At 45.3% G+C, this 14,514-nt stretch carries 13 protein-coding genes; 5 read left to right on the forward strand and 8 right to left on the reverse strand.

Going from position 1 to position 14,514, the window contains the following annotated elements:
* Nucleotides 1–8 precede the first annotated feature (8 nt).
* Both F891_RS05385 and F891_RS05390 read left to right on the forward strand, forming a co-directional pair.
* Nucleotides 9–3,614 carry an AAA family ATPase gene (locus tag F891_RS05385; protein ID WP_005251165.1) on the forward strand — a complete coding sequence of 1,202 codons (3,606 nt, stop codon included), beginning with the start codon at nucleotides 9–11 and terminating at the stop codon, nucleotides 3,612–3,614.
* Nucleotides 3,615–3,619: 5 nt separating this feature from the next.
* Entirely contained in the window at nucleotides 3,620–4,726 is a 1,107-nt protein-coding gene (locus tag F891_RS05390) for an acyltransferase family protein (RefSeq protein WP_005251164.1), read from the forward strand.
* Nucleotides 4,727–4,757: 31 nt separating this feature from the next.
* Here F891_RS05390 and F891_RS05395 read toward each other — a convergent pair whose 3' ends face one another.
* Entirely contained in the window at nucleotides 4,758–5,447 is a 690-nt protein-coding gene (locus F891_RS05395) for a YggS family pyridoxal phosphate-dependent enzyme (protein WP_005251163.1), read from the reverse strand.
* Between the two features lie 123 nt (nucleotides 5,448–5,570).
* Here F891_RS05395 and F891_RS05400 point away from each other — a divergent pair, with 123 nt between their 5' ends.
* On the forward strand, nucleotides 5,571–6,608 hold the full coding sequence (locus tag F891_RS05400) for a type IV pilus twitching motility protein PilT (protein WP_004279279.1): 1,038 nt from the start codon (nucleotides 5,571–5,573) through the stop codon (nucleotides 6,606–6,608).
* Nucleotides 6,609–6,638: 30 nt separating this feature from the next.
* Nucleotides 6,639–7,760 carry a PilT/PilU family type 4a pilus ATPase gene (locus tag F891_RS05405; protein WP_004279277.1) on the forward strand — a complete coding sequence of 374 codons (1,122 nt, stop codon included), beginning with the start codon at nucleotides 6,639–6,641 and terminating at the stop codon, nucleotides 7,758–7,760.
* 67 nt (nucleotides 7,761–7,827) lie between these two features.
* Here the strand turns inward: F891_RS05405 and fur are convergent, their stop codons facing one another.
* Nucleotides 7,828–8,265 carry a ferric iron uptake transcriptional regulator gene (fur, locus tag F891_RS05410; protein ID WP_004279276.1) on the reverse strand — a complete coding sequence of 146 codons (438 nt, stop codon included), beginning with the start codon at nucleotides 8,263–8,265 and terminating at the stop codon, nucleotides 7,828–7,830.
* 112 nt (nucleotides 8,266–8,377) lie between these two features.
* Between fur and F891_RS05415 the strand changes: the two genes are divergently transcribed.
* A complete protein-coding gene (locus F891_RS05415; protein WP_004279275.1) occupies nucleotides 8,378–8,776 on the forward strand; it encodes an outer membrane protein assembly factor BamE in 399 nt (132 codons plus the stop codon).
* A gap of 100 nt (nucleotides 8,777–8,876) precedes the next feature.
* On the opposite strand, the gene F891_RS05420 is transcribed toward F891_RS05415, so the two are convergent.
* The 6 genes from F891_RS05420 to F891_RS05445 form a co-directional block, all read right to left on the reverse strand.
* Complete coding sequence (locus F891_RS05420; RefSeq protein ID WP_005251162.1) at nucleotides 8,877–9,209, reverse strand: RnfH family protein; 333 nt, start codon at nucleotides 9,207–9,209, stop codon at nucleotides 8,877–8,879.
* Nucleotides 9,209–10,288: a hypothetical protein gene (locus F891_RS05425; protein ID WP_005251160.1), complete on the reverse strand. Its 1,080-nt coding sequence runs from the start codon at nucleotides 10,286–10,288 to the stop codon at nucleotides 9,209–9,211. Before F891_RS05425 ends, F891_RS05420 begins: the two co-directional genes overlap by 1 nt.
* Before the next feature lie 143 nt (nucleotides 10,289–10,431).
* A complete protein-coding gene (locus F891_RS05430) occupies nucleotides 10,432–10,887 on the reverse strand; it encodes a bacteriohemerythrin (protein WP_004646133.1) in 456 nt (151 codons plus the stop codon).
* Nucleotides 10,888–11,161: 274 nt separating this feature from the next.
* The gene (locus tag F891_RS05435) at nucleotides 11,162–12,010 is read right to left on the reverse strand and encodes a class II glutamine amidotransferase (protein WP_005251159.1); all 849 of its coding nucleotides are present in this window, start codon (nucleotides 12,008–12,010) and stop codon (nucleotides 11,162–11,164) included.
* A gap of 131 nt (nucleotides 12,011–12,141) precedes the next feature.
* Nucleotides 12,142–13,050 carry an acetylglutamate kinase gene (gene argB / locus F891_RS05440; protein ID WP_004279270.1) on the reverse strand — a complete coding sequence of 303 codons (909 nt, stop codon included), beginning with the start codon at nucleotides 13,048–13,050 and terminating at the stop codon, nucleotides 12,142–12,144.
* 10 nt (nucleotides 13,051–13,060) lie between these two features.
* Nucleotides 13,061–14,479, reverse strand: coding sequence for a phosphomannomutase/phosphoglucomutase (locus F891_RS05445; RefSeq protein WP_005251157.1), 1,419 nt, complete (start codon nucleotides 14,477–14,479; stop codon nucleotides 13,061–13,063).
* Nucleotides 14,480–14,514: the final 35 nt, after the last annotated feature.

The raw sequence follows: 14,514 nt of genomic DNA on the forward strand, positions 1-14,514 counted from the left end.
GATCGGCCATGAAAATTTTACGTCTAAGTCTTCATAATCTGGCCTCCCTCACCGGCACCCATCATATTGATTTTGAATCGAGTCCTTTGGCTCATGCCGGCCTGATTGCCATCACCGGCAAAACTGGTGCCGGAAAATCTACCCTGCTCGATGCCATGTGCCTGGCGCTTTACAATGAAATTCCACGTTTAAAAGGTGCGACAGGCAGCTTGAAAGATGCTGGCGGTCAGGATGTTTCCATCAAGGATTCCAAGAATATTCTGCGCCGTGGCTGCGTGCATGGTTTTGCCGAACTGGAATTTATTGCACTCGACAGCAAACGCTATATGGCACGCTGGGAAATTAAACGGGCACGCCAGAAAGTCGATGGCAATCTAAAAGTAGACCGCTACGTCAAATGTCTGGATGACGACACGACACTGACGCAAAAAATATCGGAAGTCACCCCGCTCATTGAAAAACTGGTGGGCTTAAGTTTTGAGCAGTTTACCCGCGCAGTGTTGCTCGCACAGTCGGAAGTCGGCGCATTTTTAAAAGCCAAAGATAATGAGCGTGCAGATTTACTGGAATATCTCACCAATTCGCAGATTTTCAGTCTAGTTAGTCAGAAAGCTGCAGAGAAATTCAGCGAAGTCAAAAACAAGCGCAACGATCTGGAAAAGCTGATCGGGCATATTGAAATTCTGTCTGAAGAAGACATCAGCGCTTTACAACAGCAGCAGAACTCTTTGTCTTTGCAACTTCAGAATTTGCAGCAATCAGAAAAACTGCTAGAAAATGAGAAACAATGGCATCTGGACCGACATAAACTCTATGCAGAAGTCCATGCCAAAAAAGAAGTCTACGAAGTACAGCAAGATGCAGTAAATAAATCTGCAGGACAGCAACAGCTACTGGAGCAGCTGGATGAATTCCAGTCGATTCGGGATCAGTTTGTGAGTCGTACCCGTCTAGCCCCTCAAAAAGAGCAGATTCAGCACCAGCACACCCAATTTACGCTGGAATTTGAAACGCTCAAACAGAGCTTTGTAGCAGAAGAAGCCAAACTTACAGCCTTACAACAACAGCAGCACCAGTTTCAGCAACACTTGGCAAACCTGAAACCGCATCTGGAGGCAGGTTTAAGGCTGGATCATGCAATTGATACGGTATCAGAGCGGTACAAAAAACTGCATGCAGAGCAAAGCCAGTTTCAAACCCTTCGTCTACAGCCTTTAGAAGAACAACTGCGACAGCAACAACAGACTTTGAATCAGCTACAAGCTCGGCAAGAAAAGGTTGCACAACAATTGGCTGAATCTGGCTTTTTAAATGTATTCGATCTGGAACCGCAAAGTACCTTGCAACGCATACAAGACTTTATGCGTCAGTATCAGCAACTGCAGCAACAGAATCCGGACAGCCTGAAGCAGCCTTTGCCTGAACTGAAAAAAACCGTTACAGCACTTTCAGAAAATCTGAACCAGTGGATACAACAGCATCATAGTCTGGAACAGCTGGAAGAGCAGCTCAAAACCATTCAGGAAATGCGTCAGCAACGCCAAGCGAAACAGCGTCAGCTCGACCTGCTGCAACAGCAGGTGCAACAGATCGTTCAACAATCACAAGAATTTGAACAACTGCAATCTGCTGTAAATAGCCAACAGCAGCAACTAAAAATGCAGCAAGAGGCCGAACAGGCACTGCATCAGCAGATTCAGGCTGAACAACAGGCATATGAACACCTGGAACAAATACTTGCCCAGCAACGTTTATTGCATGCGCAAAGTGTGCAGGATCTTCGTGCCCAGTTAAAACCGGATGAGCCATGCATGGTCTGTGGGAGTATGGCCCATCCTTTTGTCGATACCGCCCATGAACGTCTGGAACAGAGCCTGAGCCAGTTACAGGAGCAACAGTTACGGCAGGCAAAACAGCAGCTTGATCAGCAACTGCAATCTCAGCAGCAGCAACGCATTGAAATATCCAAAGCACAAACAGTAATTGAGCAACAGCAACAGCGTTGCCAGGTCCTACAAAACCAGATTCAACAATCCTCTGCTGACTGTAAATCTCAACTACTTAAACTGGAAGTGGTTACCGAGCAGCACAATGATCTTCCTATATTTACCCAGTTGCTGGCGAATCACACTCAAAGCCTGGTCCAGCAGCTAGAACTGTCACAACAGCAGGAACAACAGCTCCAGCAACAATTACAACAATGGCGTCAACAACAACAGCAATTGCACCAATTACAACTGGCTCTACAGCAACGTCAGCAACTTGACCAACTAATACACCCAGTTTTAAGCGTACTGCCCGAGCAGTACCAGTCGCAGCCACCTATGCTCTGCTTACCTCAGTTGCAGCAACAGTTAGAGCAGCGCATGCAGCACTTGGCAGTACAAAAGCAGCTGGAATCTGACCTGCATCAACAGCAACAGATATTGGAAAAGAGCCAGTATCAACTACAATTGGAACAGCAAAATTTTGCTCAATTGAGCCAGTCTGTAGAGCAGTTGATTCAGCAAGGCAAAGACCTGCGTCAACAGCTGGCTGAACTGACCAAAGAGCATACAGGACAAGTCTACCGTGTCGCTGCAGAATGGCGTGATGCGCTGGATCAGCAAGCCAAAACCTTAGAGCAGACTTTAGAACAACAGCGTCAATGCACGGCTCAGGCTGAAAAACAGTGGCATCAAACCCACTTAAAACTGCAAGAATTTATCAGTCAACTTCAGCAGATCGATCGGCAATTGGCTCAATATCAGCAAGATATTCAGGCATGGCAAGCAGCACATCCGCAAGTGACGGTAGCTCAAATTGAACAATGGCTCAGTATTGATCTGAGCAGCCATCAACGGATTCGTCAGGATCTGGCCAACCAGAAACAGGCACTCGAAAATGCCAGAACAGCCTGGCAATTACTGCAAGAACAATATCAGGCCCATTTAAAACTACAGCCAGAACATGAATTTGAGGAAATTGAACAAAAGCTTGGCATGCTGCATCAGGAAAAAATAATGCAGCAGGAAGTACTCAATGAAACTGATGCCAAACTGCGTATGAATGCCAATAATCAAAACACCTATGCCAAATATCAGCAGCAAATTGAGCAGATCAAAGCTGAAGAATACCGTTGGGGTCGTATTTACGATCTGATCGGACATAAGGAAGGTACCAAATTCCAGAAAATTGCCCAGGAACATCATCTGGATATTCTGGTGGAATATGCAAATCAGCAGTTGCAACCGTTGGCACCCCGCTATCAGTTACACCGTATTCCGGATAGCCTGAGTCTGGCGATTATTGATCTGGACATGAATAGTGAAGTCCGCCCTGTGCTGTCCCTATCGGGGGGTGAAACCTTCCTGGTTTCATTGGCTTTGGCTTTGGCGATTGCCAATATGGCCTCCGGCTCCATGAAACTGGAATCACTGTTTATTGATGAAGGTTTTGGTACGCTAGATCCTGCTTCGTTACATATGGTGATGAATGCACTGGATCATTTACAAAGTCAGGGTCGTAAAGTTGTATTAATCTCGCATGTGCAGGAAATGCATGAACGTATTCCGGTACAGATTCAGGTCAAACCGGTTGGTGCAGGTGCAAGTACCATTCAGATTATAGGCTAAGGATCATGAACACTGCCCCGAATACGCTCTCGCACTATTTCAGCCTACAGCTTGAGAGCCTACGGGGTATCAGTGCCATTGTGGTGTTATTCAGTCACTGCTTTCAGGCATTTATTGGGCCTTTCGATACCAGCATTTATTCATGGATACGCCTGCTTGGGCAGGCTGCAGTCATGATTTTCTTTGCCTTAAGTGGTTATCTGATCGGCTATTCAATCCAGTACAACATTCATCAGCATGGTCAGTTCAATCTGCACCATTATGCCCGACAGCGTGGCCGCAGAATTTTACCGCCCTTTCTGTTTGCCATGGGGTTGACCCTGGTTTTATATCTGCTTGCTCCACTATTATTTACCAACCACACGCATGCTTTTCAACACAGTTTTGGCATGATGATCCGGACTGACTATAGTATAGACATGATGGAGTTTGTTGGCTCGCTGCTATTTTTGAATGGCTTTGTGACGCCAACGGTTTCAGCCAATGCTGCGCTCTGGAGTCTGAGCTATGAAGTGTGGTTTTATGTGCTGGCCGGATTCTTACCTTTTTTAAAAAATTCGGAAATCGCCAAAATCGGGTTTTTTATGGTTCTGGCTATACTATCAGTACTGAACATCCAGTTTTTTATTTATTTTCTGGTCTGGCTCACTGCCTTTGCTTGTTCATTTCGATATATCCAGCTACGTTTTTTAAACCGCTTACAATCAGTCAAATTAGCCCTATTCGGCTTGGCATTTCTAATCGCCTGTTTTGATGCTTACCAGTTTCAGGTGATTGATGAGGCCCAGCAATACCGCGCTGCGAATTTTGCCCCTTTTAATTTCTGTGTGGGTCTGGCCTTTAGCTGCTGGCTGGTACAGCTCCAGCATCGACGCAGTCATTATCATCCGGTCTGGGTTCAATCCGCAGACTTTTCCTATACCTTGTATGTCACCCATTTCCCATTACTTTTATTTATTTTGGGCTGTATTCCGGCAACTTTGGCCTATGGTCTGGGCGGAGCAATTTTAGCTTTGCTTGCCAGCATGTGCAGCTTAATAGTTTTTGCCTGGTTAATGGCCAAATGGCTCGAACCAGCCAGAAAAAAAGCGTTATCCAATACCCTGCGATAACGCTTTGCTGCAAAAAACTGACATTAGTAGTTTATACATCTTTTTTAGGCCGTGCACCAAATAGGGCTGTGCCAACACGAACCATGGTAGAACCCGCAGCAATCGCTTCGGTCATATCCCCAGACATGCCCATACTTAAAGTATCCCAATCTTCAGGGTGTGCATGCTGAACTTTGACTGCATCAAATAAAACTTTGGCATCAGCAAAGGCTTGAGGATTATTCGGTGCAGGAATCACCATCAGGCCACGTAAACGTACATTCGGCAGTTGGCTGATTTGTGCCACTAGTTCTGCGACTTCTTCCGGCTGGCAGCCATCTTTGGTATCCTGGCCATCAATATTCACCTGAATACAGATATTCAGTGCGGACTGATTATCTCCACGCTGATTTGATAAACGCTCGGCAATAATCAGGCGATCGACTCCATGTACCCAGGCAAAATTTTCCGCCAGAGCCTTGGTTTTGTTGCGCTGCACATGACCAATAAAATGCCATTCAATCTCCAGCTCTTTCAGTGCCGTGATTTTTTCCAGTGCTTCCTGCAAATAGTTTTCACCAAAAGCACGTTGCCCTGCCTGATACATCTCTGCCAGCACGCTACTCGGCTGGGTCTTGGAAACGGCAAGCAGTTGCACCGCATCTGCTTCGCGGCCGGCCTCAACACAGGCAGTTTCAATTTGCACTAAAACCTGATTTCGTGACTGTTGCAACATATTCATTGATGGGGTTCTCATTTCATTCATCTTTTTTTCCCTTGCCCATGAACTAAGTGTTGGTTAAGCTGTGGGAAAGCCTTATTATTCTATCAAAATAATTAACATTTTAATGAACTCGGGGACCTTATGGATATCACAGAATTGTTGGCATTTTCTGCTAAAAATGGTGCGTCGGATTTACACTTGTCTGCGGGCTTACCGCCAATGATTCGTGTCGATGGGGAGGTTCGTCGCATCAACCTTCCAGCATTAGAACATAAAGAAGTGCATAAACTCGTTTATGACATCATGAACGATAAACAGCGCCGTGATTTTGAAGAAAATCTGGAAACTGACTTTTCTTTTGAAGTGCCTGGCGTGGCGCGTTTCCGTGTCAACGCATTTAACCAGAACCGCGGTGCCGGTGCGGTATTCCGTACCATTCCATCTAAAGTCCTGACCCTTGAAGATCTGGGCATGGGACAGATTTTTAAAGACATCTGTGAATATCCACGTGGTCTGGTACTGGTGACAGGTCCTACCGGTTCGGGTAAATCAACCACCTTGGCGGCGATGCTGGACTATATTAATGACAACCGCTATGACCATATTTTAACAGTCGAAGACCCAATCGAATTTGTGCATCAGTCGAAAAAATGCCTGATCAACCAGCGTGAAGTGCATCGTGATACGCATGGCTTTAATGAAGCGCTACGTTCAGCACTGCGTGAAGATCCGGACATTATTCTGGTCGGTGAGATGCGTGACCTTGAAACCATTCGTCTGGCGTTAACTGCAGCAGAAACCGGTCACTTAGTATTTGGCACCCTGCATACCACCTCAGCGGCCAAAACCATTGACCGTGTGATCGACGTATTCCCTGCTGAAGAAAAAGACATGGTACGCGCCATGTTGTCTGAATCCCTACAAGCCGTAGTTTCACAGGCTCTACTGAAGAAAAATGGCGGTGGGCGTGTGGCGGCGCATGAAATCATGATCGGTATTCCTGCGATCCGTAACCTGATCCGTGAAAACAAAGTCGCACAAATGTACTCAGCAATTCAGACAGGCGCCAACTATGGCATGACCACACTGGACCAGACCCTGAAAACACTGGTGTCCAAAGGTTTGATCAGCCCGCAAGTTGCACGTACTGCAGCCAAACAGCCAGAAGCATTTTTATAAAAAAATTGAATTGTATTGGGGTTTATATACATGGATTTTAACGGCTTACTCGATTATATGGTGGAGAAAAAAGCATCGGATCTGTTCATTACTGCCGATGTCGAACCGTCCATCAAGATTAATGGGCAGATTTTACCGATTGGTTCGGTAAAATTACCCGGTGCGGCAGTAGGACAACTGCTCCATTCCATCATGACCGAAAAGCAGCGTAAAGAATTTGCTGACAGTCGTGAATGTAACTTTGCCATCAGCACGCCGGATAAAAGTGCCCGCTTCCGTGTCAGTGCCTTTCAGCAACGAGATCAACCGGGGATGGTGCTGCGTCGGATTGAAACTGTTATTCCCACGATGGATGAACTCAAGTTACCGCCGATTCTAAAAGAACTGGCGATGACCAAACGTGGCATCATTATTTTTGTCGGGGCAACGGGTACCGGTAAATCAACCTCGCTGGCGTCTTTGGTCGGTTATCGTAATGAAAATTCCAAAGGTCATATCATTACCATTGAAGATCCGATCGAATTTATTCACCAGCATAAGGGCTGTATTATCACCCAGCGTGAAGTCGGCATCGATACGGATTCATTTGAAATTGCCCTGAAAAATACCCTGCGTCAGGCACCAGACGTGATTCTGATCGGTGAGATCCGTTCACGTGAAACCATGGATTATGCGATTGCCTTTGCCGAAACCGGTCATCTGGTCTTTGCTACCCTGCACGCCAACAACGCCAACCAAGCGATTGACCGGATTATCCATTTCTTCGAAGCAGACCGACATAATCAGCTGTTCATGGACTTGTCCCTGAACATGAAAGCCATTGTGGCACAGCAACTGATTCCAACCATCGATGGTAATGGTCGCCGTGCAGCGATTGAGATTCTGATTAACTCACCACTGATTGCCGACTTGATTCGTAAAGGTGATGTGCATGAGATCAAGGATCTGATGAAGCGTTCCCGTGAACTGGGCATGCAGACCTTCGATCAGGCGCTGTATGATCTGTATAAAGCCAAACAGATCAGCTATAAAGATGCACTGAAACATGCAGATTCACCAAACGACCTGCGTCTGCAAATCAAGCTGTCAGAAGAAGGTGGTAGTCACTTATTACGTGCGCATTCCAACATTACCTTTGATGGTCAGTCCTGATCATCTTGAAGGCATAAAAAAAACAGGCTTCAAGAAGCCTGTTTTTTTGTTTCAACCGGAGTGCAAATTATTTTTTACGAAACACTTCCTGACAGGCCGGCGCATCGCAGTAGCCATACAGATTCAGAGAGTGACCGGTTAATTCAAAACCAAATTTTTCAGCAACATCATGCTGCTCTTTTTCAATCGTATCATTGATGAATTCAACGACTTTGCTGCAATTCAAACAGACCAGGTGATCGTGGTGATCTTCCTGCATGATCTCGAAAACGGAATGATTATTTTCAAAATTATGACGTTCGATGATGCCCGCTGCTTCAAATTGCGTTAACACACGATACACAGTTGCTAAACCTACATCTTCGCCCTGATCGAGTAAAGTCTTGTAAATATCTTCCGCACTTAAATGATGTTGTTTTGAATTTTCTAGTAATTCTAATATTTTAATTCGTGGAAGGGTAACTTTCAGTCCAGCTTTTCGTAAATCTTGGTTTGAAATAGTCATGTAAAAAGGTCTCTCAACAAAATCAAAGTTGGAATATGCAACAAAGTTTAGATGCAGTATGATCTATCCTTGGATCAAATGCATCATAATTAATTTGGGATAGTTTAGCAAAATGCAAAAAATCATGTTGACGTTATTCGTCACTTCATTGCTCGTCGGCTGTTCGACATTAGGTGTTTATAAAGTAGATATTCCACAAGGAACCCCTTTAACCCAAGCACAAGCCGCTAAAATTCAGGTGGGAATGAGCCATCAACAGGTGCGTTTCTTACTGGGCAGTCCAACAGTAAGCGATCCACTGAATCCTTTACGTTGGGACTACATCTATAACTATACCCCAGGAACCTACGCTAAAAAAGCCAAGATCCCGGCAGCCCAAGGCCAGCATTTGAAAATCTACTTTAACCAGTCTGGTATCGTGGAACGCGTTGAAGGTCTGGAGACAATTCCAGAATCTCAACCTGGCTTACCAGGATCAAAAGAAGCAATTTTAAATGCTCCTCCACTATAGTCGGTTTCTCATGAAAAAGCCCCTGAATCATCAGGGGCTTTTTTGATTAAGCTGATTGATTGAGCAGATCATTGAGGCTACTGCTCATTCAAGCCGCTTTCTATTCGGAAGATGGTTTCAGCTTTCTTAAAAGATTGCCTCTGGCATAACGACCCACAGGATTTTTCTCGGCGCGTTTACGTCGGATGTCTTTAGGATTGATGGTCAGTGGCCGATAAATTTCCACCCGATCACCTGCTGCCAGTTGCTGCTGATGATCTTGCAAGCGCACGCCAAAAATGCCCAGAGATAACGGTTCAGGCAATTCGACCTGCTCACGGATTCCACTTTGCTCAATCGCATCCAATGCTGTCATGCCGGACTGAAATGGCACGGCTAGATGAAATTGTTTTTCTGGCGTCGCATACGCCACCCAGATCATCGCCTCACTCATCAGATGAATTGTCCTAAGACAGCAATGATTGCCAGAATAATCCCGACCGGTAACACTACACGTACTGCAATACGCCAAATGTTATAAAACGCTTCAGAGCTGAAATTCATTGATTTACGCAAATGACTGATCTTCATGATCCAGCCGGCAAATAATGCATAGATCAAACAAATCAATAAGCCCCAGACGAGCAAGACCACATTGAAAATTGGGCTTAGATTTGGAATAGCCCAGATCAGCGTAACCGCCGCCACAATCGCCCATTGAATCGCAGGATGAAGCTGACGTTGCTGTAACTGTTCACGTGCCATTTGCAAAATTAATGCGGCAGCTGCCACCATCGCTGCGACCAAGGTGAATGCAGGGATTTGCGCTTGCACAGCAAAGAAAGCAAATGCAATGACAGCAACGAGCTGCGCAATCCAGATCGGCAATACCGTCTTGCTGGCGACATCCTGTTGTTGTACAGCGCTCAGGCTAGACTGCCAGTACAAGCCCATGCCCAGACCACTTGCCACCAGCGCTAATACGGTGGCATTGCCCCATTCCGAGAATTCGACTGGCGTGACTTGCCATGCAGGTAGTGCAGTTCCCATTACATTGGCCAGAACCAGAGATGCGAGCACCCCAATCGTTGTAACAGCCAATAAAATTTGACGCGGTAGCAGTGACAGGGCCAACGCTACTATTGTCAATCCGATCAACAAAAGGTTCGGTGCAAGATCAAGTGCAGCAACCGCCAGAACATTACTGGCATTGTTCAGCATTGCACCTGCCAGAAACGGAATAAAAATCACACTTAACCAGCCGACAATACGCCATTTCTGTGACGCATCCGCTTCACGGGTCAGCGTTGACAGCGCCTGTAATGGCGTTGTTCTAGAGCGCTTGGCCAAAGCAATTTCCAAGTAGCAGACTGGAAGTGCCAGAATCAGCATGGTGGCTAACCAGAGCATCCAGAAATCCAGCTGACGATCAATCTGGATACCGGTTATCGGTGCGAGCGTCGCGATGATAATAAACGATAAACAGAAAGCCATCAGCGGCGATAACCATTTTGACATAGCATTGTCCTGCATGATGCATTCCTATAAAAATCTAGCGCTATTTTGCCTTGTGAAGCGGTGAAAATCAAAAACAAAAAGCAAACCACCTTAACGGTGATTTGCTGCGCCAAAATTATAATTAAATTGTAATTCTTGTTATCTCTTTAGATATTTTATTATGAGAAAAACCGAGCGAACCAGTTTTTACCGGTTTTCTTTTCTTTTTCCTTGATGATACCCATCATATTTTCTTTCACGGCACCGACATAATCGGCGTCATCGTGCTGGATATGGTTAATCAGCCATTTCGATAATACTTCGTGCAGTTCATGTTCAATCGACTGCCCCAGTTCAAAACGGTCACGATATGATTCAATTTTCTTAATAAACAGGTCATGCACACGTTTATGCGGTACCCGATATTTATAGCCGGCTTCTTCCTGAAGAGATTCCTCAAAGGTAAAATGCGACTGGGTATAATCAATAATATTGTCAAGAATCTGTTTAATACGGGCACGTTCGGTATTGGCATCGATTCCATCAATTTCGTTGATATAATCGAGAATTCGTTTGTGCTGATCGTCAATCACATCGATACCAGTATTATAGTCTGGGACCCATTTCATTTTCATTACGACCACCTATAAATATTAAGGACTTATAACGTGAAAATGAGCATATAGCGTATTGATTGAAATAAAAATGAAGCAAATTAGTCGGCTTTCCGCCTAAATCCAGCTTTTTCACTTTAAGTTTCTGTTATATATAATTAAAAATAATTTATCCTGAGTAAAAGGCTAAGATATTAATTAACCAAAAACTGTAATAAACCTTTATTTATTCTTAGATTTTTTCCTATTTGAAAATATAAAAAAACGGAGTTTAAACTCCGTCTTTTATTGCGTTTTAATATTGATCAGCGCGCGTGATGCGTTTTAAGGAAGGATCAAGACGCTCACGTTCCAGACGATCCACATGCGTCAACTGAGAACGCACTTTTTCCCCATGCTGAAACAGGATCATTTCACCCGGCTGGAAAGCAGTCCATTCTTCATTCTGGGTCAATGGTTCGGTAGTAATCACTGCCACGCGATCTTCAGGGGTCGTAACCTGACTAAAGTCCACTTCGACGTCAATATCAATCAGCTGAGCCGGTCTAAACGGGTATTCACGTACTAGCCAGTGGAGTTTGGTAATCGCATAGCTAAACAGCGCCTGACCATTCGAAAGGCAGAAATTAAAGGTGCCATGCTCGGCAATTGCAGGTGAAATTTCAGCTAGAAGATCGAAAACCTGATCCAGTTTCGGCTCATGATAGCCAAAGCGTTTCACCAGTTGATCGAGCAGATAGCAGAAGGCACGCTCACTGTCGGTATTGCCGACTGGGGTAAAGCGCCCTGACAGTTCAGGAAAATAATCATGTAAATCGCCATTATGGGCAAAAATCCACTGCCGCCCCCAAAGTTCACGGCTAAAAGGATGCGAGTTTTCCAGATTAATTTTGCCTTGAGTGGCTTTACGGATATGGGCAATCACATTACGTGATTTGATCGGATAATTACGCACCAGCTCGGCAATCGGCGACTCAACCGCAGACTGGTTATCAACAAACAGACGGCAGGCTTTATCTTCAAAAAAAGCAATTCCGAAACCATCCGCATGATCAGAGGTAATGCCCGCCCGCTGGGAAAATCCGCGGAAGGAAAAAGTAATATCCGTCGGGGTGGCACAATTCATTCCGAGCAGTTGGCACATGGTCTGGTTTCAGCTCTCTATTTACTTAGAAGCTTATTGTGCATGACTGTCCCTGTCATTTCAAATATCTGACTATGATAACCTCAAATAAAAAAGAGCCTCTATTGAGACTCTTTTTGGCAAAAAATGGATTATGAGCGATGCGGATTGGCACGGTTGGTAATGAGAGTACCAACACCATGATCGGTGAAAATTTCCAGTAAGCTGGCATGTGGTACACGACCATCCACGATATGTGCACTCACGACACCGCCTTTTACCGCATCCAGCGCACAACCTACTTTTGGAATCATGCCGCCATAGATTACGCCAGTTTCGATCAGACGATCGACTTCCTGAGTAGTCAGACCAGTCAGCAGGTTTTTATTTTCATCCAGCACACCCGTGATATTGGTCAGCAGAATCAGTTTTTCTGCACCTAGGGCTTCAGCGACTTTACCAGCGACCAGATCCGCATTGATATTATAGGTATTGCCTTCTTCATCGACACCTAACGGGGCAATGACTGGAATAAAGTCACTATTGGTGAACATTTCCAGAACATCGGTTTTTACGCCAACGACTTCACCGACCAGACCCAGATCAATTTGCTCAACTGAACCATCTTCAGCCACTTTTTCCATCAGCAGTTTTTGTGCACGAATCAGGTTGCCGTCTTTACCGGTAAGACCAATGGCACGACCACCATGCTGGTTGATCAGGTTCACGATAGATTTATTGACGCTACCACCAAGTACCATCTCGACCACTTCCATGGTCGCAGGATCAGTCACGCGCATGCCGTCAATACGGTCTGATTCGCGGCCCAGCTGTTTCAGCATGGAATCGACTTGCGGGCCACCGCCATGCACCACGATCGGATTAATACCGACGGTTTTTAATAATACGATATCACGTGCAAATGAACTTTCCAGCTCAGGATCGGTCATCGCATTACCGCCGTATTTTACCACCAGGGTTTTACCCGCAAAGCGTTGAATATACGGCAAAGCTTCTGTCAAAATCTGTGCTTTGTCGATGCCTGTTTGTTGATTTGGCATTCGCCTCTCCTTATTGAGCATCTAAAATGTCTTGAGCGATCTCTGGATAACGGTCACGCAACATGGCTACAAACAGATGACGAATTTCATTTAGACCTTGGGCATTATTGGCATCAAAGCGCACTGTGAAATACTCACCTGTATTGGATGCTCGAATGATGCCAAAACCATCCTCAAAATCAAGACGTATCCCATCAATTTTACTGATTTGCGCATTAATTCTTGCGGATTGTTGTTCAACGAAGTTTAAAAGCTCAACAGGACGTACTTGACGCGTTGAAATATAAAGATCTTCAGTACCATGTCGTTTTGGATAAGCCGCCAAGGCCTGCGCGAGAGTTTGCCCCGTTTGGTCGAGATATTCCATGACTCTGAGCGCTGCATAGAGGCCATCATCATAGCCCCAGCCGCGACCATCATTAAAGACATAATGTCCGGCATATTCCCCACCAAAAATCGCCTGATGCTGAGAGTGGTTCAGATAAGTTCTGAGAAATGAACTGCCGGTACGAATCATCACCGGTTCCCCGCCCAGACGTTGCACTGTATCGCGAACCAGAGTTGAACATTTCACATCATAAACAAATTGGCGTGGTGCTGAATCGCTTAGGCAAATTTCGGCAAACAGACATAATAACTGATCGGCTGTGATAATCTGACCCTGTTCATCAACCAGAACTAAGCGATCGCCATCACCGTCCAAGGCAATACCGAGATCAGCCTGCTGTTGCATGACGGTTTGACGTAAAGTCTCAAGATGTTTGTCTTGCGAAGGATCCGGCGCATGATCCGGAAAATGTCCATTCGCCTCACAACGTAAAGCAATCACTTCACAGCCCATTTTTCTGAGTACCAAGTCAGCACAACGTCCGGCTGAGCCATGCAGACCATCCAGAATCACTTTAAATGAGCGCTTTAATTGAATATCTTCTAATATTCCCTGCTGATACTGCAGGCAAAACTCTGGAATAATCTGATGCGGCAGTTCAGCTAAAGTAATTAGCTGGCTATCGCAATGTGACTTTGCCAGTTGGGCCACCTGTTGAATCATCTCAGGACAAGGTGGTTCACCATCAATAATCCATTTAATCCCATTATCTTCTTTAGGATTATGACTGGCAGTGACCATAATGCCATTACCATCAAACTGACGTGCGGTGAAATATAGCATTGGGCTGGAACAGCAGCCTATAATAGTGGCTTCCAGCGAATAGTCTTTAAAAATACGGGCAATGGTGTCGGCAAAAGCCGGGCTACTGATGCGTGCATCATAACCAATGGCGACACGTGTCTGTCCCGCAGCCTGATACTGCTGGGCTAAACCGTGGGCAATTGCATCAATGATCCCGGCACCTAATAGACTGACTTTACCGCGTATGTCATAGGCACGAAAGATATGCATGGGGAATGGATGATTCATAGATCCCATAAAACTGTCTTTTCACTATTCGTTAAAATAAGGAG

This window comes from Acinetobacter sp. CIP 101966, from assembly GCF_000369725.1.
Taxonomy (GTDB): domain Bacteria; phylum Pseudomonadota; class Gammaproteobacteria; order Pseudomonadales; family Moraxellaceae; genus Acinetobacter; species Acinetobacter lwoffii_Q.